Raw genomic sequence first — 19,847 nt, 5'->3', positions numbered from 1 at the left:
GGGGTGCCCGCCGATATGGCGGACACCCCGGGGCGTCATACGTGGATCAGACCTGTCCGGCCTTCTCCAACGCGGTGCAGCAGGTGTCCACCATCAGCCGCGTCACCAGGTACGGGTCGACGTTGGCGTTCGGCCGCCGGTCCTCGATGTACCCCTTGCCGTCCTTCTCCACCTGCCACGGAATGCGGACCGACGCACCCCGGTCCGACACGCCGTAGCTGTACTCGTTCCAAGGAGCGGTCTCGTGCAGACCGGTGAGCCGGTCGTCGATGCCCGCGCCGTAGTTCTTGACGTGGTCGAGCGGCTTCGAGCCCTCGCCCAGCGACTCGCAGGCGGTGATGATCGCCGCGTACCCGCCGTCCTCGCGCATCGCCTTGGTGGAGAAGTTGGTGTGCGCACCCGCGCCGTTCCAGTCACCGCGTACGGGCTTGGGCGCCAGGGTCGCCGAGACGTTGAAGTCCTCGGCCGTGCGGTAGAGCAGCCAGCGGGCGATCCACAGCTGGTCCGCGACGACGACCGGGTTCAGCGGGCCGACCTGGAACTCCCACTGCCCCGGCATCACCTCGGCGTTGATCCCCGAGATGCCCAGGCCCGCGGTGAGGCAGTTCTCCAGGTGGGCCTCGACCACGTCACGGCCGTGGATCTCGTCCACGCCGACACCGCAGTAGTAGCCGCCCTGCGGCGCGGGGAAACCGCCCACGGGGAAGCCGAGCGGACGGTCCCCCTCGAAGAAGGTGTACTCCTGCTCGATGCCGAAGATCGGCTCCTGCGCGGCGAACCGCTCCGCCGTCTCCACGAGCTCCGCCCGGGTGTTGGAGCGGTGCGGGCTCAGATCCGTGTTCAGCACCTCGCACAGCACCAGGACGTCATCGCCGCCGCGGATCGGGTCCGGACAGGTGTAGACGGGCTTCAGCACACAGTCCGACGAGCTGCCCTCGGCCTGGTTGGTGCTGGAACCGTCGAAGCCCCACAGGGGCAGTTCGGCGCCGGTGGCCAGGATCCTCGTCTTGGAGCGGAGCTTGGCGGTGGGCTCGGTGCCGTCGATCCAGATGTACTCAGCCTTGAAGGTCACGGGTCCCATCCTTTGCGGGTGCTGCTGTATGCCCTGGAGCCTGGCAAGGGGCGATTTCCCGACCATTGCCCGATGATGAACCCCGTGTTACGGATGTGACCTCCGGGTGACCAGAGGTGTTGCTCTGATCACCCGGAGTCGAGGTGGCCGCCGTCCGCCACGATCCGTCATCGGCCGGTCGCCCGCCGCTCCGCCCCGTGCTTCAGCAGCGAACCGAAACCGGCGTCTTTGATGCGACTCACCAGCTGCGCCCGGTCGACACCCATCGCCTCCGCCGTCCGGTCCAGGTGCCAGTCGTGGTCGTGCAGCCGATCGAGCAGATGCCCCCGTCTGATCTGTGCGTCCGAGAGCCGGAACGACTTCAGATAGGCGACCTGCCCCCGGTGGTCGCAGATCGCCTCCCCGATGTGCTGCTCGGGCTCGCCCCGGGCGAAGGACGGCAGGAACCGCCACAGCGCGAAGCGATCCATCCGGTACACCCGGTCGAAGCGGTACGAGGCACCCAGGAGCCGTGCGGACATCAGCGCGTCATGGCCCTCGGCCCAGCTCCTCTCCTGCGCCCGCGCGGCCATCCGTAGATCGGCCAGCGTGCGGATGTGGCGCTCCCCGCCGATCCGCACCTCGAAGTCCGGTACAAAACCCCCGAAGAATGCGTACTGGTACACCAACTCGCCGTACAGGTCCTCGACCAGCGAAGGATGCAGAGCGCGGTAGTCGTCCGGATGCGGCACGACGAACGCGGCAGCCAGCGAATCGGCCGTGTACACCAGCACACCGCACTGACCCGGATGGATCTCGAAGATCCTCAGCGCCTGCCCGAGCCCGGGCACCCGCCACCCTGCATACGCCGCCTCCGCCCGCGGCGAGAGCCCCTGCCGCACCGCCCGCTGCGACCACTCCTCCCAGACCACCGAGGGCCCGCCGAAGTGCAGCGACAGATAGCCCTCCAACGCCAGGTGCAGGGGCAGGAACCGAAGCCGCCGCTCGCTGACGCCCTTGTCCCGTCGACGCTTGGCCAGCCGGTGGTGCACCCGTACCGGAACGCAGTCGACACCACCGTCCGCCGCAGCCGCCAACCTGCTGCCGTACGCGGCGGCCTGCTGACCACCGTCCCCCGACCAGTCCGCGATGAAGCCGTGCGGCACGTACGACAGGTAGTGCGCCCGCGGACCCACCTCCACCACGCCGTGCGAACGGTCGTAGACCTCGTGGTGCAGCCGCAGCCCCGGCACGGGCTCCGCCCGCACCAGGGGCACCAGCCGCACACCGCCCCAGACCTGGGACGGCATCACCGTCAGCCCGGTCAGATCCAGCCCGTTCACCGCTGCTCCCCTCCCCGTACGGCCAAGAAGTCCTCCGTGCGCCGGTCCAGGTACGCCAACAACTCCGGTAGCCCCGTACGCCCCTCCGCGAACTGTGCGACCTCCACCAACGCCGCCAGGTCCTCCGCGTCCCGCACCCCGGCCGTCGGCACGCTCGGTGCCAATCGGCGCACGTCGAAGGCGTCCGCGTCGTACACCGGATTCAGATGGACGATGCTGGTGCTGCGCTCCCGATCGAGCCGGGTGCGCCAGATCCGCAGCACCTCGCCCGCCAGCCCCGGCGGGGCGTTGTCCCAACCGTCCGAGACGATCACCAACCGCTCCGGGGAATCCTCCAACGCGTCCAGCACGCGATTGCCGAGCGGACTCGGACCCCACGGACGCACCAACAGCGCATCCCGGCCGCCCGAGAGCCAGTGCGCACGGTAGGAGTCGGCCAACGCCTCCAGCAGAAAGTGCGCCCCCAGGGCGACCGCGAGCGGTCGACGCCGCTTCACACCCGAACCCGAGGACGAGTAGCTGTCGTCCAGCACGGCCGACACCCGCCCCCAACTGCCCGCGTGCCGTCCCGCGACCCGTGCCGCCGCAGCCCGCAGCGCACCCGTCAACTCCGCCCGACGGGCCGCGCGCTCCTGCCGCGGCACCGACAGGACGAAGAGGGCGAGCCGGGTGAGCGGCATACCGGCCAGATCCGCGGACACCCCGGTCGAGCGCTGGGTGCGCAACCGCTCCAGACGCGTCATCCGCGGAGCGATTCGCTCCAGGAAAACGTCGCGCGGTACGCCGTGCTTCGCAGCGAAGCCCTCGGCGACCGTGAACGGCAGTTCGTAGATCGCCCCCTGCTCGTAACGGGCCCGACGGTAGGCGTCGAGACGCGCATCCGCGTAACGGGCGCTCTTGCCGGGACGGAAGAGGAAGTCGCCCAGTTCATCGCCGAGCGCGTGGTGGCCGTGGCGGGCGACCGTCTTCAGACCGCTGCGGTACTTCACCGCGTCATGGCCCAGATCCGGACGCGCGGCCAGCCAGTCCCGCTGGATCGCCCGGGTGCGGCGGTTGTTGACCTTGGCGGCGCGCAGCGCACGGAACGCCCGGTAGACGCGCTGCGGCGGCAGGGCCGCCAACCGGGCGGCGATCAGACGCCCCTCGGTCCGCTTCTGCTGCGCGGTGGCCTCATCCGCGGTGCGCAGCAGATCGACGACGATACGCACGGCATTGTGGTCGTTGATGTCCAGCGCCAACACCGCCGCGTACAGGGTGCGGTAGTTGACCCGTACGTACGCGTGCAGGAACGACAGCGACAGCCGCTGCTCACCCGCTCCTGAGTGGAACTCCCGCTGGCCGGTGGAGGTGACCGCGGCGTTCACGAAGAGGAGCACGTCCTCGGCCGCGACCAGATCTGCGGTGCACTCCTCAGTGGCTGCCATGCGTCTCCCCCTGCTTCCGTTGCCGTACGTCTCGGTCCCCGGCCGTGGCGCCCCCGGGTGACGGTCACATCGGCGGTCGGGTCGGGCGCCCGGGCCACAGTGGGACATGCGGTGCGCAGGCTCTTCCGGACAGCGGAAGCCGGCCGGGGAGTGAGGGCGTGATCAGCGAAATCACTGCTTTACAGGCAAGTCCCGGAAGTCACACCGGAGTCCCGCGGCCGGCTCGCCGAACCTACAACACGTTATCCACAGGGCTCCACGGGAATTCGGGCCGGCGGGCACACTGGGGCCATGACGGATCACGAGCCCACGCGGAAACCGCGCTTCGGACTGATGGGTGCCGGCCCCTGGGCCGAGCGCACCCAGGCCCCCGCACTCGCCGCCCACCCCGGGATCGAGTTCGCGGGCATCTGGGCCCGGCGCCCCGAGGCCGCCGCCGCGCTGGCCGCCGCACACGGCACCCGCGCCCTCAGCGGGGAATCGGGCGCCGAGGAGTTGTTCGCCGACTGTGACGCGGTCGCCTTCGCGCTGCCACCCGACGTACAGACGCCGTGGGCGGTGCGCGCCGCTGAAGCGGGCTGCCACCTCCTGCTCGACAAACCGGTCGCGACGACGGTGGCGGGCGCCCGCTCGGTGGTCGAGGCGGCAGAGCGCGCGAAGGTCGCGTCGGTGGTGTTCTGCACCTTGCGGTTCGCGGCGCAGACCCGCCCGTGGATCGAGCAGCAGGCCGCGGTCGGCGGCTGGTTCACGGCACAGGCCCAGTGGCTCGGTTCGCTGTATGCCGCCGACGGGGCCGCCTCCGAAGCCTCCGCGTACGCCGCGGCCCGCTGGCGCCGGGAGAAGGGCGGCCTCTGGGACGTCGGACCGCACGTCCTGTCGGTGTTGATACCGGTGCTCGGGGAGGTCACCGGTGTGACGGCGGCCCGCGGTCCCCTGGACACCGTCCATCTGGTGCTGCGCCATGCATCGGGTGCGTCGAGCACGGTCACCGTGGGGCTCAGCGCGCCGCCGAAGGCAGCAGGGGCCGGCGTCGAACTCGTCGGGGACCAGGGCCGGGTGCAGATGCCGCAGTGGTCCGATGCGATCGCCTCCTTCGGCAGTGCGATCGACGGACTGCTGGAGGCTTCTCGCACGGGCGGGGCGCACGACTGTGATGTGAGGTGGGGGATGCGTCTGACGGAGATCCTGGCCGAAGCGGAGTCCCAGTTGCGCTGAGCGGGTCGCGTCCTGTCGTGCAACCGCGGCCGAGGCGTTCCGTTGTTCAACCGCGGCTGATGGCGTCCCGTACGGCCTCGTCGGTGCGGGCCACCACGGCCGTGCCGTCGTCCGCCGTGATGATCGGGCGCTGGATGAGCCGCGGATGACGGGCGAGCGCGGCGATCCAACGGTCGCGCGACTCGTCCGTGCGCGGCCACCCGGCCAACGCCAACTCCTTTGCCTCGGGCTCCTGGGTGCGGGTGATGTCCCAGGGGGCGAGCGCCAGTCGCTTTAGCACCGCGCGGATCTCGTCCTCGCTCGGCACGTCCTCCAGATAGCGGCGCACGGTGTACCGGGCGCCCTCTTCGTCGAGGAGCCCGATGGCGCTGCGGCACTTCGAACAGGCGGGATTGATCCAGATCTCCATGGGGCGAACCGTACCGCCGAAGCCGTCGCTCGGGGCTCGCCACGGGTGGCCCGCCGGGCTGCTCGCAGACCCCGGCCAAGTGCCGTCAAATACCGTCTGAGCAGGGGTGATTGTCAGTGGCGGGCAGTAGAATGGAGGTAGTTCGGGATGGTCCCGCCAGCACGTCTGGAGGTTGCCGATGACCGTGGTCAAGCTCATGAGGAAGCCGACACAGACCGACTCGGGCGCAGAGCCCGCGGCGAAGCAAGTTCCCCTTGAGAACCTGAAGAAGCCGCTGCCAGCCGGGCAGCCGCGCGACTGGTACGTGACGCACAACCGCCGGTTGAAGGCGATGCGCCTCGCCATAGCCCTGCTCGACTCCGGCGTCTACCATCCGGCCACCGCTGACAACCGCCGGATCAGGGCCATGGCGGACCAGGTCGGTATCCACCCCCCGTCGGACACGACCTGCCGCATGGTGCGCGCGCTGATCCGCTACGGGCGCTGAGCAGCAGGACCGCCTGCCGTCCACAACCGGACGGCGGGCGGCCATCCGAGCGCACTTCCTCGCAATGTCCGTCCGTGCAGGGTCCGGTGCGTGGAAAACCGGGCATCCTGATGCCAATCGGTTTGCGCCACGCCTTGGGGGACTCGTATGTGGCATCCGCACCGCACCCTGTACCGAGCACTACACCGACTACTCACCCTTCAGCGACCTCTCCACCGGGCTGCACCCAGCAGACAGCACCCGAAGGGAGCCCGACCGTCCGGCGGCCGGATCACCGGGGCACGCCTTCGGTCGACGCCCGTGGCTTCACGCACCTTTGGGCCGCGCGCCCCGCGCAGGCGCCCGTCGCACACGGTCGCGCTCCTCTCGGCGGCCGGAGCGCTGAGCGCCACGGCCGTGTTGGCCTTCGCACCGCCCGCCGCCGCCGAACCGGCCACTCCGATCGCCTACGGGGCCGGGGCGAACTCCACCCGCTTCGCGGGGCTCGCCTTCGACACCTGTACCGCGCCGCCGCTCGCCGCCATGCGCGCCTGGACGGCCTCGCCGTACCGAGCGGTCGGGGTGTACTTCGGCGGGGTCAACCGCACCTGCGCCCAACCGGAACTCACCCCGTCCTGGGTCGCTTCCGTCGGGGCACTGAAGTGGCGCCTGCTGCCGATCTACAAGGGACTGCAACCCCCGTGCGGGGCGAGGCCCATCGACGCCAAGATCAGCCTCGTACCCGCGACCGCCCGATCGCAGGGCACCGCAGCCGCCACCGACGCCATCGCCAAGGCAAAGGCCCTCGGCATGCAGCCGGGCAGCGCGTTCTACAACGACATCGAGCACTACTCCCAGACGGATGCCGCCTGCCGCACCGCGGTGCTGAGCTACGTCTCAGCGTGGACCAAGGAACTGCACCGACTCGGCTATGTGTCCGGGGTCTACATGAACCTCAACCTCGGGGCGAAGCAGCTCTCCGACGTCTACACCTCCACGGCCTACGCGCGCCCCGACGCGCTGTGGATCGCACGGTACGACGAGATCGACTCGCTCAAGGGGTGGACCAACATCCCCGACTCCCGATGGGCTTCGCACCAGCGGGCCAAGCAGTTCCGCGGCAGCCACAACGAGACCCACGGCGGCACCACCATCTGGATCGACAGCAACCGTCTCGACACCCCGGTGGCGACCCTCGCCTACTCCTACAAGGTCACCAGCAGCACCGCCCTGAACGCCCGTACCGGCCCCTCGTCGACATACGCGGTCAGCCGCTCGTACGCATCCGGGGCGGCACTGAAGGTGGTGTGCCAGACACCGGGACAGACCGTCGGCGGGACCGCCGTGTGGAACAAGCTCTCCGACGGCTCGTACGTCACCGACCGCCATGTGAGCACCCCGTCCGCGACCGGCTACAGCGCCCCCGTACCCCGCTGTCTCCACCCGTACCAGGTCACCCCGGCCAGCGGTCTCTCGGAGCGCACCGGTCCAGGCGCTTCCTACGCCGCTCGGGCGGTCCTTCCCCAGGGCGCGTTGGCCTGGGTGTACTGCCAGCGGTCCGGTTCGACGGTCGGCACCAGCAAGGTCTGGAACCGTCTGGAGAACGGCCGGTACGTGTCCGACTACTACGTGGCCAACGCCAGCAACACGACCTACAGCAAACCGGTTCCCCGCTGCTGAACCGGCGAGAGACCGAAGGAGAACGGGGAGCGCACGTCACCCGGCGGTCGTCGCCGACACGGGGTCGCCGACGGACAGCGAGCCCCGACGCACGACCGCGGCCTTCATCCCGAAGCTGACCCTGTTGTCGAACTGCGGCTCCCGTCGATAGGTGGCGAGGGTGCGGATGGGTTCGGGACCGGACCGGGCCCCGGTGCGCTGGTCGACCATCGGCACGGCGCACCGGGTCGCCCGTACCGCATAGGCGAGTCCTACGGTCCCGATGTCGAGACGGCGCATCGCGTCCTCGGCATGGGCGTCGGTGCATCCGTCGAGGACGATGTTCGGCCGGAACCGGTCCATGGGGACGGGTGCCGCGCCCCGCGCGGTGATGAGCGCATTGAGGTGGTCCAACGACGCCTGGGACACCACCAGAACGGCATGGGCGTCCGCGAACCCGACCTTGCCCGGGGTCTCGCCCCACCCGTCCCGGTCGAAGTCGTTCGGTACGCGGACGAGTCGGGACGCAGCTCCCAGCACCTCGGAGAACCAGGCGGCGACCTCGTCCCCCTGGTCCACGCCCTCCCCGACGGGCCGGCCGAACATGCTCACTGCCCGACGGCTGCCTTCCGGCACCACCCGGAGCAGCAGATCGTCCACGTTCGACGCCGAGAGGCGCAGTGTGCTGCCGTCGTCCGCGATCGTCGGTCGGATCGCGGCCATGGCGGGCTCGGTGCGCTGGCTCCGGAAGGAACCGTCCGCCGCGTCGACGACCATGAACGTGCGGTCGTGCGCCAGGCCGATCGTCGTCACGGCCGCCGATGCGGTGTCCGTTCCCGCACAACCCTTGACGGGGTAGTACGTGAGCCGCTGTACGGACGGCAGCCCGGGCCCGGTCATGAGTGCCCCATCGGAGCGAGGGCCGACCGCAGACGCGCCTTGGCCGCCGGCCATTCGTCCGCCAGCAGCGAGTAGTACACGGTGTCCCGCCACGTGCCGTCGTGGCGCATCCGATGGCGGCGCAGCACACCTTCGCGTCGTGCCCCGAGCCGGGCGATCGCTGCTTGGGAACGCTCGTTGCGGTGGTCGGTCTTCAACTGGACGCGGCCCATGCCGAGATCCTCAAAGGCGTGCGTCAGCAGCAGGAGCTTGGCTTCTGAGTTGACCGCGGTGCGCCAGTGCTCCCGTCCGTACCAGGTCCAGCCGATCTCCAGCCGCTCATCGCGGACCTCGATGTCCAGATAGGTCGTCCAGCCGATCGCGCGACCGGTGGCGAGGAGGATGACGGCGAACGGAACGAGCGCCCCTCGCTCCGCCTCGTCGAGCACCTCGCGCAGCGTGGCTCCGAGGTGCTCCTGTCGGGTGGGTGTGGGACCGCCCTGCCAGCGCCACACCTCGTCATCACCCCCACCCGCGACGAAGAGGTCCGGGAGGTGTGCCGTGGTGAGGGGTTCGAGGCGGATGTGCCGACCGGTGAGGGTGGTCGGCGACGGTGTCTTCGCGGGCATACCGCGACGGTAGCCGCTCTCTGTATTAGCTGCAAACTATTTTTGTACTAGTGTGAAATTCAGTGAGAGATCTCGTCGATCAACTCACGTGCCCCCTGCCGCAGGAGGGCCACCGCCACCGAGGTGCCGAGCGTCGCCGGATCGAGCGGGCCCGCCCACTCATGGGCGTTCAACACCCGCTTGCCGTCCGGGGTGAAGACCTTCGCCCGCAGGGACAGGTCCCCGCTGCGCTCCGAACGGGCGAAGCCGGCGATGGGGGAGTTGCAGTGCCCCTGGAGGACATGGAGGAACATCCGCTCTGCGGTGGCTTCGCGATGGGCCGCCGGATCACCGAGCCCGCTCACCGCGTCGATCGTCGTGGTGTCGTCCTCCCGGCACTGGAGGGCGAGGATGCCCGCCCCGATCGGCGGACACATCGTCTCCACCGACAGCACCTCGCTGATCACGTCCGTACGCTCGATGCGCTCCAGTCCGGACACGGCGAGCAGCAGCGCATCGGCCTCCCCGTCGGCGAGCTTCTCCAGCCGACGGTTGGCGTTCCCCCGCATCGGTACGCACTCCAGCTGCGGATGGGAGGCGGCGAGTTGGGCGACCCTCCGCACGGACGAGGTTCCGATCCGCGTGCCCACGGGAAGCTCGTCGAGGCGCAGACCCCGGGGGTGGACGAGCGCGTCCCGGACGTCATCGCGACGCAGGAACGCGGCGAAGGTGGTCCCGGCCGGGAGCGGCCGGTCGGCGGGCACGTCCTTCACGCAGTGCACCGCGAGATCGGCTTCCCCGGCGACCAGCGCCGCGTCCACCTCCTTGGTGAACGCCCCCTTGCCGCCCAACTGGGCGAGATCCCCCATCCAGCGGTCGCCCGAGGTGGTGACGGGCACCACCTCGGTCCGAATCCCCGGATGCAGAGCAGCCAACTCGTCCTGTACGCGGGCGACTTGGGCCAGAGCCATGGGGGAGGAACGGGAGACGATGCGAATCAGCTCAGGGGCAGACATGCGCAACACCATAGGGCGTCCCGCTAGAACGCCGGTTCACTCCGCGGCACTCGCACCCCGTAGCCCCACCCGCTCTCCAGCGCCCGCCCAGTCGAAGCCCAGGCCAGACGCCCACCACCGTCCCCCCACGGCACCGGGAGCACCTTCGACGACCACCCTCGGACCGCGCCCAATCGGGCGAAAGCACCATTCCGCGGACTGCCCGGAGGCATCTCCCGTGCCCATCACACGGTGATCGCTCACGAAACCCCCGGCCCGAGGGCCCGGAAGGACGGTACGGACGGACGGTCGTGCATCCGGGGGACCGCAACCCCGCCGTGCGTGTGTCGACCGGCGACGGTGTGGCCGCCCGCCCCACAGTGAGTAGCCACATCCACCAGCGCACCCAGGGGTGTACTCACATGCCACACGCAAACCGGGGGATCGGCCGCCGCGACATGCTGCTGCTGGCAGGGGGCGCTGCCGCCGCGGCGACCGTCACCGACGGCCACCGGGCGTACGCCGCGCCGGGAGGCGACAGCCCCCTGCCGCACGGCCGCCCCGCCGGTGACGCCCGCGGTGCGCGCATCGACGTCCACCACCACTACACGGCATCCAGCTGGGTGACGTGGGCGGCCGGTAAAGGGCTTGTCGAACCCGCCCAACTCCCCTGGTGGACACGGTGGAACCTCGCCGACACGCTCGCCCTGATGGACGACGCGGGCATCGCCACCAGCGTGCTCAGCCTGGCCATGCCCGTACGCAGGTTCACCGGCCCCGCCCAGTTGCAGGAGAGCGTGACCGTCGCCTTCGAAGCGGTCACCGAACTGAAGGACAGCAACCCCGACCGCTTCGCGTTCTTCGCGCCGATCTTCACCGACGACCTGGAGAGCTCACGCCGCTCCTTCACCCGGGGCCTCGACGAACTCGGCGCACTCGGCGTCCAGACCAGGGCGAGCACCAACGGCGTCTACCTCGGTGACCCCTCGCACTCCACCCTGCTGGCCGAGCTCAACGAGCGCTCCGCAGTGATCAACACCCATCCGCTGGAGCTGCCCGGCTCGGACCCCACCCGCCCGGCGGTCCCGGGCGTGCCGAGCTTCCTGTGCGACTTCCCGCTGGACACCACCCGTGCGGCGATCAATCTGATCCTCAACGGAACGCTCGACCGCTACCCCGACCTCTCCTTCATCCTGCCGCACGGCGGCGGCTTCCTCCCATACATCGCCACCCGCGCGGAAGCCTTCGCCGGCTTCCTCACCCCACCCGTCGACCCGTCGCGCGTGCGCGACTACCTCCACCGCTTCTACTACGACACGGCCGCCCCCCTGGGCCCGTCCTCGGTCGCGACCCTGCTCACGGTCACCGACCCCAGCCGCCTCCTCTACGGCAGCGACTGGCCGGCCAGCCCCGCCGCAACCATCACCGACATCGCCCTCCCGGCCCTGGACGACGACCCCACGCTCACCACCCGCCAACGCCGCCACATCAACCGCGACAACGCCGTACGCCTGCTGCCCGCACTCGACCGCAGACCGACGACGCCCCGCTGAGTCCCTGCAACTCCGGCTCCCACCCACTCGCTGACGGCCCTCGTGGAGCACGTCAGCGACGGCTCCTTCCGCCCTCGTCGTCATCGGGCGGAAGGAGCTCACCCGTGACGGGGGGTGGGGTGGAACCCGGGACGCTTCGCCTCCTTAGAGTGCGCCGTTTGCAACGCGTCCCACTGTGGGAGGAACAGGGGCTCAGCCCTGATGGTGCCGGGCCGCGGCCAGCGTTGCCAGGAGTGCGTCCTGGCCTCCGGTGTGGACGATGACTTCCTCGTCTTCGGACGGAACATCGAAGCGGGCGAAGAAGTCGTCCAACGCTTCGGGGGTGACGGTGAGGGCGTTGGCGTCCTCGCGCTGGTTGCGTTCGGCCAGGCGCCGGAGCAATTCGTCGCGGCCGGCGGGGAGGTAGACGAGGACGGGATGGCTGCCTGCTTCACGGGCGGCTTCCCGCCAGGCGTCCCGGTCGGAGCGGCGCCACAGCCCGTGGTCGAGGACGACATCGCCGCCGGCCTGGAGTTCCTTGATGAAGCGCTCCCGGATCGCCTCGATGGCGGGTCGTTCGCGCTCGAAGTAGGCGTGCTCGGGATAGTCCACGCCGTACCGGCCGTGGAGGCGGTGCACTTCTTCGTCCACGGACAGCCGGATGTAGCCGTGGCCAGTGAGGAACCGGGCGATGGTGGTCTTGCCAGAGCCGGTGAGGCCGACGAGGAGAACGGCGAGGGGCACGGAGAGATCCCTTTCGCGACTTACGTGGGGCGAGCGCGGTCATTCTCCCCGATCCCGGGTAGAGCGGGCGGTAGGTCGCCAGGCGGTGACGATGCTGCGGGCCTCGGCGCGCCAGGTGCCCGGCATCCGGTCCAGGCTCACCTGCCGGAACGCGAACCGTTGATCGTTGGTGTCGATCGTCCCGTTGTGTTGGCCGATGTGAGCCAAGAGACAGGCGGCTTCGTCGCGTACGGCCGGGGTCTGCTCCTGCCAGATGCCCGTCGAGAAGTGCTGGGCCCTGCGACGGAGGTCTTCCAGCACGCCGGAGCGCCACTTGAAGTGGTGAACGACGCAGATGCGGTCCGGGTCTGGCTGGTGCCCGGGGGATCGGTGGTTGCCGGAGGAGACGGGGATGCCGTGGCGGGCCAGGACGATCTTGCGTGGATCCCCGTGAAGGAGTTGGTGGGTGAGATGGCCTCCGAGGGGATAGCTCTGGTCAAGCCCGTTTTCAGGATGCCAGACGGTTAGGCGCCCGGTCGTGGCGACGCGGTCGAGCATCAGTCCGCCTACGACACGGTGTCCGGAGTCTCCGGCCTGGTCGATCACTTCGGAGAGTGGGACGGCGTACTGCTGGAACTCGTCAGCGTCGGCGAACAGATGCCAGCCACGTCCGGCGTGGTGCCGCAGGGCATCACGGAGTTGACTGTTCGTGTGCTCGTGCCAAGGGCCGGTCGAGGTAACGGTGGGAACGATGCCCAGCTCCCGACAGGCCGCCTTGAGCTGGTGCTGCTGGGCATCGGGAACATGCTCGGGGAAGTGGAAGGCGATCAAGAAGCGTTCGACGTCAAGCTTTCGGTAGTGGTGGACCCATGCCTCGAACAGAGAGGGCTCGACGGGCCCTACGACGGCGATCAGAGCCGGAGGCGTGCTCAACATCAGGACTCCTCTGCTGTGAGCGCGGTGAACGTCCGGGTGAGGAAGTCAGCCTGGTCTGCGGCGGTTGGCATCCCCAGAAGGCCAGGAACTTCGGGGCCGGGTGGTTCGGGCGGCTGGCGGATGACGCTGTGTAGAGCGTGGGCGAGGCCGCTCGCGTCGCCCGCAGGAAACGTCAGAACCCACGGCTGGCCCTGGAGCCGGCCGGTGAGCGTGGGGTCGTGATCGGAGACGATCAGTGGAATGCCGAGCCGGGCGGCGTCCATCACCAGGCCGGACTCCTTGCCGACACCGGGGCGCCGGGCAACCAGGGCGGCGTCGGCCGCGCCGTAGACCAGCCGCAGCACGCACTCCGCGACGGGGCCCGGGACCACGTGCAGGCGGAGGAAGGGCAGGCTCCGCCATCGTGCGAGCACCGACTCGTCCAGCGGATCGCCCGTGACCAGGAGGTGCAGCGGTTCCCTCAGCCGGGCCCAGGCTGCGTCGATGACGTCGAGGTCCTTGTACGGCCACCAGCCGCCGACCAGACACACCGTGGGATCGGTGGCCGGGATCCCGAAGGCCGTTCGTCCGCTTTCGCGTTCGGTGTCGGTCAGACGGAGACCGTCGTCGACCGCGAAGGCTCGGACCATGGCCGGCAGGTCGGGGAAGTCCTCGGCGAACTGGTCTCCGACCGTCTGGGTCGGGTACAAGGCGATCACTCGCTGCTCGCTCCGGCGGGTCAAACGGCCGATGAACCGTACGAAGGGGCTCTCAGCCGTCACAGCCTCATGGACGAATCGCAGATGTGGTTGGCCGCCCAGCAGGGCGGCCGTCCCGTGAAGGGCTTCGCTGGCGGTGAGGATCACGACCGTGTCGGCGTCGGTCTGGAGTCGACGGGCGGTCCGCAGCGCGGAGGCTTCAACCAGACAGCGGGCGATGAGGGTGATCTGATGTGGTAGCCGCCGTAGCCGGTCGGGCCAGTGACGGGAGTGAAGGACGCGCCGGACGAGCGTCGAGACCCGGGCAACCCGCCGTGATGCGGTGAGGACAATGACGGAGACGAGCCCCACGGGCCTGGTCACCAGCCGAGCCGTGACCCCCCGGAGTGTTGCCACCGCATCGGGGGCGATTCCGTTCAGGGCGATGACCAGGGTGCCGGGCCGTGCCTGGGCAAGCGCCACCAGAGTGCGCTGATGGTGTCCGCCGAGCAGGCCGGCGTACGGCTCGATCAGCACAAGTTGCTTGGTCATCCGGAGACCGCCTGGTCCCCGTGGGCCGTGGTGAACCTGGCCCGCAGCCACGACGGGTCATTGAGACGTTCGAACTGGTCCGGGCGGGAGGCTTCGCGAGCGAAGGCGACGCCCTCTCGTGCCCCCGACGCCGCGTAGTCGGCGAACTCACCATCACTGCTGCGCTGCCAAGCGTCCACCCGCCAGCGGGCGTCGCCGTCAGCCATGCCGTACTCGCTGCCGCAGGTGAGCATCACGCACTCCCTGAAGCCAGCCTTCCAGGAGTGGAAGGGGCTCTGGTTGAAGCGCGTGACTCCGGCGGTCCGTTCGGCGAACTCGACGCGTCCGGGCAGTGCGGCGAGCACGTCCACCGCCTCGCCCATCTCCCGCAGAGCGCTGCGGCGGATCAGCTTGAGCCCGCCGTAGCCGTAGGTCAGACCGTTGACGGGGTTGACTGCGCGCCACACGCGCATGGAAACGCCCTCGTCCAAAGGTTCCACGGCAGCCAGATCGAAGTCAGTGTCGATGGCGAAATCGCCGTCGGCGAGGAAGAACTGCTCATGGTCGACGGCCTCGGCGCACAGCCGGTAGGCCCGGCGCATCCCGTGCACACCGTGCAGACGCTTCACGGCGCCCCCGAGCGTGCGTTGGAGACGCGAGTGGAGGGAGTCGGCCATCGGTTCGTCGTACGAGAGGAAGACGGCGTCGAACCCGGTCACGAGATCGCCTCCAGGTAGCGGGCTGCGACCAGTTCGGGGGTGAAGTCGGCCGTGGAGGCATGGGCGCGCTTGGCGTGCAGGGCGTGGAAAGCGTCGTCGGAGACCAGCCTCTCTGCGAGGGCGACCGCCTCGGACATGGTGGTGAAGCACAGTTCGGGGTCGATGTGCTCGGCGAGCCAGCCCAGTCGCGGCGAGATCACAGGCAGGCCCATGCCCTGGCAGTCGATCACGCTCATCGACCACGGGCAGCCGGGCCGGAAGGGGGCGATGCCGAAGCGCGCCCCGGCCAGCAGATCCCGATAGCGGACGCGGTCACCCCGGTCCGAGACGATCTGCACATGAGGCAGCGCGGCAAGTTTCTCCCGCATCCGCTCGGGACTGTCGTTCAGCCCGGTCCGAGCGGCACTGCGCTGCCCGAACAGGTCCATCACCCGAAGCCGCACCGAGCCGGAGGCCGCAAGATCACGCGCCAGGTCCACGAACTGTTGGGCGCCGTAGTGCGCGTACAGCCTGTGGTTGTAGACCCCGATCGGCTCGGCTCCGTCGCCGCTCGGGGTGGTGACGGGCGCGCGGACCAGGCGTTCGTCGCGTGGGGCCGGAACCACTCGCAGCCTTTCGCCCAGATCCACGGTCATCCGTTCAGCTGCGGCCGAGACCCAGGAAGCGGCCGTGGAGGAGTGCACCATCACCCGGTCGCAGACAGCCAGGCCGGCGGCGAACGCCAGCAGCACCGGCCGCCCGAGCCCGCCATCGTCGAGGGATGGGTCGACCAGGAGCCGCCCGCCGTCGTCGAAGGAGTACGGCAGATAGTGGCAATACCCGGCCAAGAGCGCGCCGGAGCCCGCTTCCAGCAGGGCCGTACGGATCGCGGGGGCCTCCTCGATCTGGTTGGCCACCACGACATCCGGCTTCTCGGCCCGGATGAGTGCCACCAGCTCGTCGATATCTGCCGAGAAGCGGGCGCGATACTTCGTTCCGGGCAGCTTCGTCTGCCGGAAGCCGCACCGGTCGTCCCCGGCCGGTGCCGGCGCGGCGACGGTCACCTCGGCTCCGGCGTCCGCCAGCGCCGGGGCAAGGAGGTCGGCGAAGATCCAGCCGGAGTCCGAGGACAGCCGGTCGGGGTTGGAGATGTTCAGCAGGTACAGCACGCGCATGATGCGTCGCCTCCGTCATCCGCCCGGGAATCGGTCCGGGCCGCTGAGGGAAGGAAAGCGTCGACGCGGACCGTGACGGGATGATGAACTGGGATCACTCACGGTTCATTCATGCTCACTGAAGATGACACGGGGCGATGGTTCGATGGACACCCAGGGCGAGGAGATCACCGCCGAGCAGGCAGCCGAGGACTTCGCGGCCGAGGTGGCCCGCTGGCGTGAGGTACGGGGTCTGTCCAAGCGAGCGTTAGCACAGGCCATGGGCTTCGACCCGTCGTACGTCAGCCACATGGAGTCCGGTCGCCACAAGCCCAGCGCGGAGTTCGCCCGGCTCGCCGACGAGGTTATGAACTCCGGGAAGGCCATCTGGCGGCGCTGGCTCGACTACGAGCAGGCGAAGGCCAGAGAGTCCCGAGCACGGCGCCCACCCGCAGCCCCGCCGGCCCCGCGCAGGCCCGAGCAGCCTTACGCCGCAGGCTCCGCCCTCGTCGTCGAACACGACGCCGCCCATCTCCGCTACGACGGTCGCGCTTACCGGCTCACGATGCGACGACGGCTCCGGAACACCGGAACGGAACCGGTCACCCGGTATCTGATCCGCATCTCGGTCGACCGCTACCCCGGCGACCCGGAACAGTCCAACGCCCACTACCGAGCCCACCCGCTGACGTGGGACGAACTCGATCTCACCGCCACCTGCCGGGGCGAGTCAATGCGCTGGCAGGCCAAGCACGACCGCGACGCCTTCAAGGAGATCTGGCTGCTGTTCGACAACGAACACGGCCGCTTCCCGCTCTACCCCGGCGAATCCGTCTGGATCGAGTACGCCTACACCGTCGGCGACGACAAATGGGGCAACTGGTTCCAGCGTGCCGTTCGCCTGCCCACTGAACAGCTCGAAGTCCAGCTTGTCTTCCCCGCCGCTCTCGACCCGGTGGTCTGGGGCACCGAGACCTCCATGACCGCCGAAGCCTCCCCGCTCCGCACCCCACCCGTCCGCCGTGACGACGGTGAACAGCGGGCTTTCACGTGGATCACGACCACACCCGCACTGCACGCTCGGTACCGTTTGGAGTGGCGGTTCCGGGCGCAACCCGAATACGAGACGGACCAAGGGGAGTTCAGTTGACGGACGTTCGGCCCAGCCAGCAGATGCGCGACCTCGGCGTCGTCCAGGAGGGCGCCGCCATCCTCACCACACCTGCCCGCCCCTTCAACCTGCCCAGCGAGCGCAACGAGGCCGAGCGCATCGTGGATGAACTGTTCGCCGCCCTCAATCGCATCAGCCAGGTGCACCCCTTCGCCAAGGGCATGGGCATCGCGGCCCCGCAGATCGGCATCGGCCGCGCCGCCGCCGTCGTCCAGCCGCCGGGGGACGCGCCAGCAATCATCCTGCTCAACCCACGGATCACAGCGCGCGTGGACGCGAGCGACGAGCAGTACGAGGGCTGCCTGAGCTTCTTCGACGTCCGGGGCCTTGTCCCCCGCCCCCTGGAGATCACGGTGGCGACCACGACCCTCGCCGGCGAGACCGTGGCCACCGTGTACGAACACGGCCTCGCCCGACTCATCCACCACGAGATCGACCACCTCGACGGCCTCCTGTACACCGCCCGCATGCGTTCCGGAGCATCGCCGATTCCCGTGGAGCAGTACCGACAGAGTGGTCAGGCTTGGGCGTACGACCGGTCATGACCTACGAGGGCGGAACCCGTCTGCTGGAACCCGCGGTGGCGAATCGTCGTTTCATGGCGGCAACGAGGGCCGCTGCCCTCGTACGGGGTAGCGGCCCTCGTGGTGTGCTGGCGTGACATCAGGGAATCGGCCGGGCGGTGCTTACTCGGTGCACAAGGGGGCGGATCTCCCGCGCCCGGCCCAGCCCCTTAGAGGTCGAAGTACAGCTCGAACTCGTGCGGGTGCGGGCGCAGCTGGATCGGGGCGATCTCGTTGGTGCGCTTGTAGTCGATCCACGTCTCGATCAGGTCGGACGTGAACACGCCACCCGCCTGGAGGTACTCGTTGTCCGCCTCCAGCGCTTCCAGGACCGCCGGCAGCGAGGTCGGGACCTGGGGCACGCTCGCGTGCTCCTCCGGAGCGAGCTCGTAGAGGTCCTTGTCGATCGGCTCCGCCGGCTCGATCTTGTTCTTGACGCCGTCGAGGCCCGCCAGCAGCAGCGCGGAGAACGCCAGGTACGGGTTGGACGACGGGTCCGGGGCGCGGAACTCGACGCGCTTGGCCTTCGGGTTCGACCCCGTGATCGGGATCCGCATCGCGGCCGAGCGGTTGCGCTGCGAGTACACCAGGTTCACCGGGGCCTCGAAGCCGGGCACCAGACGGTGGTACGAGTTCACCGTCGGGTTGGTGAACGCCAGCAGCGACGGGGCGTGCTTGAGGATGCCGCCGATGTAGTAGCGGGCGGTGTCCGACAGACCCGCGTAACCCTGCTCGTCGTAGAACAGCGGGACGCCACCCTGCCAGAGCGACTGGTGGACGTGCATGCCCGAACCGTTGTCACCGAAGATCGGCTTCGGCATGAAGGTCGCGGTCTTGCCGTTGCGCCAGGCGACGTTCTTCACGATGTACTTGAAGAGCATCAGGTCGTCGGCCGCGGCCAGCAGCGTGTTGAACTTGTAGTTGATCTCGGCCTGACCGGCCGTGCCCACCTCGTGGTGCTGACGCTCGACCTGGAGGCCCTGACGGTCCAGCTCCAGCGAGATCTCGGCACGCAGGTCGGCGAAGTGGTCCACCGGCGGGGCGGGGAAGTAGCCGCCCTTGTAGCGGACCTTGTAGCCGCGGTTGTCCTCGACCGCACCCGTGTTCCAGGCGCCGGCCTCGGAGTCGATGTGGTAGAAGCCCTCGTTGGCAGAGGTGTTGAAGCGCACCGAGTCGAAGACGTAGAACTCCGCCTCCGGGCCGAAGTACGCCGTGTCCGCGATCCCGGTGGAGGCCAGGTACGCCTCGGCCTTCTTGGCGATGTTGCGGGGGTCACGGCTGTACTGCTCGCCCGTGATCGGGTCGTGGATGAAGAAGTTGATGTTGACCGTCTTGTCGCGACGGAAGGGGTCCAGCCGCGCAGTCGACAGATCGGCGCGCAGCGCCATGTCGGACTCGTGGATCGCCTGGAAGCCGCGGATCGAGGAGCCGTCGAAGGCCAGTTCCTCGGTCGGGTCGAACACCGCCGCCGGGATCGTGAAGTGCTGCATCACTCCTGGCAGGTCACAGAACCGGACATCGATGAACTTGACGTCCTCGTCGGCGATGTACTTCTTCGCGTCGTCGGCGTTCTGGAACATCCAACTCCTCCTACTCCCGGCCCGGGAGGGCGGGGGTTGCAACTCGGTCGTGAGGCCAGTGCGGTGGCACACGCAAGACCCGACCATAGGTAGACGGGATTTCTCCAGCGTGACCCGTTTGTTTCGCACAAGTTAACCGGGTGGGGAGCGGAGGGTCTCGATCCGTCGGTGCGCCATGGGCATGTCGGCTCGCTGTGGGCTGCGCCACAGGGCCGTACGGAGGCAAGCACCTG

At 69.3% G+C, this 19,847-nt stretch carries 19 protein-coding genes; 6 read left to right on the top strand and 13 right to left on the bottom strand.

What is annotated here, in order from left to right; genetic code table 11:
• Positions 1-46: 46 nt before the first annotated feature.
• From glnII to ABZ348_RS20540, 3 genes are all read right to left on the bottom strand, one after another.
• Entirely contained in the window at positions 47-1,072 is a 1,026-nt protein-coding gene (glnII, locus tag ABZ348_RS20550; protein ID WP_358935009.1) for a glutamine synthetase, read from the bottom strand.
• Positions 1,073-1,239: 167 nt separating this feature from the next.
• A complete protein-coding gene (locus tag ABZ348_RS20545; RefSeq protein WP_358935007.1) occupies positions 1,240-2,394 on the bottom strand; it encodes a hypothetical protein in 1,155 nt (384 codons plus the stop codon).
• On the bottom strand, positions 2,391-3,818 hold the full coding sequence (locus ABZ348_RS20540) for a hypothetical protein (RefSeq protein ID WP_358935005.1): 1,428 nt from the start codon (positions 3,816-3,818) through the stop codon (positions 2,391-2,393). The genes ABZ348_RS20545 and ABZ348_RS20540 overlap by 4 nt, the downstream gene beginning before the upstream one ends.
• Positions 3,819-4,109: 291 nt before the next feature.
• On the opposite strand from ABZ348_RS20540, the gene ABZ348_RS20535 reads away from it, so the two are divergent.
• Complete coding sequence (locus ABZ348_RS20535) at positions 4,110-5,033, top strand: Gfo/Idh/MocA family oxidoreductase (protein WP_358935003.1); 924 nt, start codon at positions 4,110-4,112, stop codon at positions 5,031-5,033.
• A 46-nt stretch (positions 5,034-5,079) separates the two neighbouring features.
• Here ABZ348_RS20535 and ABZ348_RS20530 read toward each other — a convergent pair whose 3' ends face one another.
• Positions 5,080-5,442 (bottom strand): ArsC/Spx/MgsR family protein, encoded by a 363-nt coding sequence (locus ABZ348_RS20530; RefSeq protein ID WP_358935001.1) that lies wholly within the window; start codon positions 5,440-5,442, stop codon positions 5,080-5,082.
• A 178-nt stretch (positions 5,443-5,620) separates the two neighbouring features.
• Here ABZ348_RS20530 and ABZ348_RS20525 point away from each other — a divergent pair, with 178 nt between their 5' ends.
• Both ABZ348_RS20525 and ABZ348_RS20520 read left to right on the top strand, forming a co-directional pair.
• Positions 5,621-5,929: a hypothetical protein gene (locus tag ABZ348_RS20525; RefSeq protein WP_358934999.1), complete on the top strand. Its 309-nt coding sequence runs from the start codon at positions 5,621-5,623 to the stop codon at positions 5,927-5,929.
• A gap of 300 nt (positions 5,930-6,229) precedes the next feature.
• Positions 6,230-7,588: a glycoside hydrolase domain-containing protein gene (locus ABZ348_RS20520; RefSeq protein WP_358934997.1), complete on the top strand. Its 1,359-nt coding sequence runs from the start codon at positions 6,230-6,232 to the stop codon at positions 7,586-7,588.
• Positions 7,589-7,624: 36 nt separating this feature from the next.
• Here ABZ348_RS20520 and ABZ348_RS20515 read toward each other — a convergent pair whose 3' ends face one another.
• The 3 genes from ABZ348_RS20515 to hemC are packed head-to-tail and all read right to left on the bottom strand — an operon-like array spanning position 7,625 to position 10,070.
• Complete coding sequence (locus ABZ348_RS20515; RefSeq protein ID WP_358934995.1) at positions 7,625-8,467, bottom strand: MOSC N-terminal beta barrel domain-containing protein; 843 nt, start codon at positions 8,465-8,467, stop codon at positions 7,625-7,627.
• Complete coding sequence (locus tag ABZ348_RS20510) at positions 8,464-9,075, bottom strand: GNAT family protein (protein WP_358934993.1); 612 nt, start codon at positions 9,073-9,075, stop codon at positions 8,464-8,466. The genes ABZ348_RS20515 and ABZ348_RS20510 overlap by 4 nt, the downstream gene beginning before the upstream one ends.
• Positions 9,076-9,134: 59 nt before the next feature.
• Entirely contained in the window at positions 9,135-10,070 is a 936-nt protein-coding gene (gene hemC / locus ABZ348_RS20505) for a hydroxymethylbilane synthase (protein ID WP_358934991.1), read from the bottom strand.
• A gap of 401 nt (positions 10,071-10,471) precedes the next feature.
• Between hemC and ABZ348_RS20500 the strand changes: the two genes are divergently transcribed.
• A complete protein-coding gene (locus ABZ348_RS20500) occupies positions 10,472-11,602 on the top strand; it encodes an amidohydrolase family protein (protein ID WP_358934989.1) in 1,131 nt (376 codons plus the stop codon).
• A 192-nt stretch (positions 11,603-11,794) separates the two neighbouring features.
• On the opposite strand, the gene ABZ348_RS20495 is transcribed toward ABZ348_RS20500, so the two are convergent.
• The 5 genes from ABZ348_RS20495 to ABZ348_RS20475 are packed head-to-tail and all read right to left on the bottom strand — an operon-like array spanning position 11,795 to position 16,321.
• Entirely contained in the window at positions 11,795-12,325 is a 531-nt protein-coding gene (locus tag ABZ348_RS20495) for an ATP-binding protein (protein WP_358934987.1), read from the bottom strand.
• A 39-nt stretch (positions 12,326-12,364) separates the two neighbouring features.
• Positions 12,365-13,240 carry a glycosyltransferase family 2 protein gene (locus tag ABZ348_RS20490; RefSeq protein ID WP_358934985.1) on the bottom strand — a complete coding sequence of 292 codons (876 nt, stop codon included), beginning with the start codon at positions 13,238-13,240 and terminating at the stop codon, positions 12,365-12,367.
• Positions 13,240-14,469, bottom strand: coding sequence for a hypothetical protein (locus ABZ348_RS20485; RefSeq protein WP_358934983.1), 1,230 nt, complete (start codon positions 14,467-14,469; stop codon positions 13,240-13,242). Before ABZ348_RS20485 ends, ABZ348_RS20490 begins: the two co-directional genes overlap by 1 nt.
• Complete coding sequence (locus tag ABZ348_RS20480; RefSeq protein ID WP_358934981.1) at positions 14,466-15,167, bottom strand: hypothetical protein; 702 nt, start codon at positions 15,165-15,167, stop codon at positions 14,466-14,468. Before ABZ348_RS20480 ends, ABZ348_RS20485 begins: the two co-directional genes overlap by 4 nt.
• Positions 15,164-16,321, bottom strand: a complete 1,158-nt coding sequence (locus ABZ348_RS20475) for a glycosyltransferase (protein ID WP_358934979.1) — start codon at positions 16,319-16,321, stop codon at positions 15,164-15,166. Before ABZ348_RS20475 ends, ABZ348_RS20480 begins: the two co-directional genes overlap by 4 nt.
• Before the next feature lie 124 nt (positions 16,322-16,445).
• Between ABZ348_RS20475 and ABZ348_RS20470 the strand changes: the two genes are divergently transcribed.
• Together ABZ348_RS20470 and ABZ348_RS20465 are read left to right on the top strand one after the other, a co-directional pair.
• The gene (locus ABZ348_RS20470) at positions 16,446-17,450 is read left to right on the top strand and encodes a helix-turn-helix transcriptional regulator (protein WP_358934977.1); all 1,005 of its coding nucleotides are present in this window, start codon (positions 16,446-16,448) and stop codon (positions 17,448-17,450) included.
• The gene (locus tag ABZ348_RS20465) at positions 17,447-18,016 is read left to right on the top strand and encodes a peptide deformylase (protein WP_358934975.1); all 570 of its coding nucleotides are present in this window, start codon (positions 17,447-17,449) and stop codon (positions 18,014-18,016) included. The genes ABZ348_RS20470 and ABZ348_RS20465 overlap by 4 nt, the downstream gene beginning before the upstream one ends.
• A gap of 188 nt (positions 18,017-18,204) precedes the next feature.
• Here ABZ348_RS20465 and glnA read toward each other — a convergent pair whose 3' ends face one another.
• Entirely contained in the window at positions 18,205-19,614 is a 1,410-nt protein-coding gene (glnA, locus tag ABZ348_RS20460) for a type I glutamate--ammonia ligase (protein ID WP_358934973.1), read from the bottom strand.
• Between the last annotated feature and the right edge of the window lie 233 nt (positions 19,615-19,847).

Origin of the sequence: Streptomyces sp. NPDC005963 (genome assembly GCF_040638655.1) — a bacterium.
Taxonomy (GTDB): Bacteria; Actinomycetota; Actinomycetes; order Streptomycetales; family Streptomycetaceae; genus Streptomyces.
Note: the sequence above shows the minus strand (reverse complement) of the source record. Positions and strands in the feature narration are given on the sequence as shown.